This is a genomic window from Micromonospora sp. NRRL B-16802, from assembly GCF_001279555.1.
GTDB classification, from domain to species: domain Bacteria; phylum Actinomycetota; class Actinomycetes; order Mycobacteriales; family Micromonosporaceae; genus Micromonospora; species Micromonospora profundi.
Map to the genome: position 1 here is coordinate 1 of NZ_LGEB01000104.1, position 2,081 is coordinate 2,081.

Here is a 2,081-nt window from a genome sequence, read left to right on the forward strand (position 1 = left end):
ACGTGTGGAAGAACGCTTGGACCCATGGGGAGTGGTACACCTCGGGTCAGTACTCACTCGGACCGGTCGATAGCCGCATGATCCTCGGCCGCTGGTAACACCTTCAGCGGCACCGGATAAATCGGCCCGGACGGGCCGGACGCCGCTGGCGTCCGGCCCGTCCGGCGTTTCACGCCGTCGCCGGTGCTGCGAGAGGAGTCCGGCGGATCCCGTCCGACCCGACGATCCGGGAGCCGGATCAGTCCCGGTCCGGGGCCGCGGTCTCCCGCAGCCGGCCGTCGGCCAGCCGCAGCCAGCGCTGCACGCCGATCTCGGCGAGGAACCGTTCGTCGTGGCTGACCACGACGAACGCCCCTTGGTACGCGGACAGCGCGCTCTCCAACTGCCCGACGCTCACGAGGTCCAGGTTGTTGGTGGGCTCGTCGAGCAGCAGTAGTTGCGGTGCCGGCTCGGCGCAGAGCACGCAGGCGAGCGTGGCGCGCAGGCGCTCGCCGCCGGAGAGCACCCCGACGGGCAGGTTCACCCGAGAGCCCCGGAACAGGAACCGGGCGAGCAGGTTCATCCGCTTGGCGTCGGGCAGGCTCGGCGCGTACGCGGCGAAGTTCTCCGCCACCGTACGGTCGAGGTCCAGCAGGTCCAGCCGCTGCGACAGGTACGCGATCCGCCCGTCGGCCCGGCGGATGTCGCCTCCGGCCGGTGCGAGGTCACCGCTGATCAGGCGCAGCAAGGTCGACTTGCCGACGCCGTTCGCGCCGGTCAGCGCGATCCGCTCGGGCCCTCGGATCACCAGGTCGGCGCCGTCGCCTCCGAACAGTTCCCGGTCGTCGAAGCGTGCCCGCACGCCCCGGCCGGAGAAGACCGTGCGACCGGCCGGGACGGTGGTGTCCGGCAGGTCCACGACGATCCGGTCGTCCTCGCGTACCGCCCAACCGGCCTCATCCAGGCGGGCCTTGGCCTGGCCGAGTCGGGCCGAGTGCGTCTCCTGCGCCCTGCCCGCCGACTCCTGCGCGCTGCGCTTGAGCCCGCCGGCCACGATCCGGGCCAGCCCGGCGTTCTTCAGGTTCTTGGAGGCGTTGCTGGCCCGCCGATCGGCGCGTTCGCGGGCCTGCTGCATCTCGCGCTTCTCCCGCTTGACCTCCTGCTCGGCGTTGCGCAGGTTGCTCTCGGCCACCTCCCGCGCCGCCTGCACCGCCTCCGTGTACGCGGTGAAGTTGCCCCCGTACCAATTGATCTCGCCACGGTCCAGTTCGGCGATGCGGTCCATGCGGTCCAGCAGCTCCCGGTCGTGGCTGACAAGCAGCAGGCACCCGGACCAGTCGGTGAGCACGTCGTACAGCTTGTGCCGGGCCTCCAGGTCGAGGTTGTTCGTGGGCTCGTCGAGCAGCAGCACGTCCGGGCGGCGCAGCAGTTGCGCCGCCAGGCCGAGGGAGACGACCTGACCGCCGCTGAGGGTGTCCAGCCGACGGTCGAGCGACAGGTCGCCGAGGCCGAGGCGGTCCAGTTCGGCGCGGGTGCGCTCCTCGATGTCCCAGTCGTCGCCGATGGTGGCGAAGTGTTCCTCGCTGGCATCGCCGGCCTCGATGGCGTGCAGGGCGGCGATCCGCTCGGCCACACCGAGCACCTGCGCGACGGCGAGGTCACCGGCAAGCGGCAGCGTCTGCGGGAGGTAGCCGACCAGGCCGTCGACGGTGACGCTGCCGCCGCTTGGCGTCAGCTCCCCGGCGATCAGCCGCAGCAGTGTGCTCTTGCCGGCGCCGTTCGGCGCGACCAGTCCGGTGCGGCCGCCGGGAACGGTGAAGGACAGCTCCGAGAAGACCGGGGTGTCGTCCGGCCAGGAGAAGGACAGGTTCGAGCTGACGATGAACGCATCAGACATGCGAGTGACCTCAGAGGGTGGGTTGGGCGCGCCAGAGCCGCCCGACGACGGGGACCAGTGGAACGACGACATGGCCACGGCAGCTGCGCGGACGCGCGCCGAATGGTGGCCGAACACATCCGGTCTCACCCGGAGATGTCGTCGTCACCCGCCATGTCTGGTCTCCCCGACAGTTCGCCAAAACCCAACGCGCAAGAGTCTAACA

1 protein-coding gene is annotated in these 2,081 nt (G+C 70.7%); it reads right to left on the reverse strand.

All coding sequences use genetic code 11. The features are described 5' to 3' along the window. Nucleotides 1–238: 238 nt before the first annotated feature. On the reverse strand, nt 239–1,876 hold the full coding sequence (gene abc-f, locus ADK66_RS26895) for a ribosomal protection-like ABC-F family protein (protein ID WP_053660169.1): 1,638 nt from the start codon (nt 1,874–1,876) through the stop codon (nt 239–241). Nucleotides 1,877–2,081 lie beyond the last annotated feature (205 nt).

Coding starts and splice junctions, on each gene's coding strand:
- abc-f (WP_053660169.1), bottom strand. CDS start 1,876: ATGTCTGATGCGTTCATCGTCAGCTCGAACCTGTCCTTCTCCTGGCCG.